This is a genomic window from Brevibacterium sp. SIMBA_078, assembly GCF_046534565.1.
In the GTDB taxonomy this organism is placed as follows: Bacteria; Actinomycetota; Actinomycetes; order Actinomycetales; family Brevibacteriaceae; genus Brevibacterium.
Window position 1 is genome coordinate 1 of record NZ_JAWRYQ010000529.1, and the last position, 241, is coordinate 241.

The window sequence follows — 241 nt, forward strand, 5'->3', positions numbered from 1 at the left end:
TTATCACCACAACTCACTTGCTTGACTCTATTACAAAATCAGGTATTGAGAGGCTTCGTGTAGTTGAACGCGGCGAAATCAAGTCTGAAGCAAAGCTCCATTACATAGCTTCTCGCTTAAGAGATTTATCGAAAATAAATAATACAAAATTCCAAGCCTTGTCGCTATTTCCAAACATAGTATTGATTGACGACGAAAATGACTGGGAAATATTCAAACTCTTAGTACTCAAGAAAATAGC

1 protein-coding gene is annotated in these 241 nt (G+C 36.5%); it reads left to right on the plus strand.

Annotated elements, in window-relative coordinates; all coding sequences use genetic code 11:
* A partial coding sequence (locus SB749_RS20670) for a hypothetical protein (protein ID WP_410711966.1) occupies window positions 1–241 on the plus strand: 241 nt, incomplete at both ends.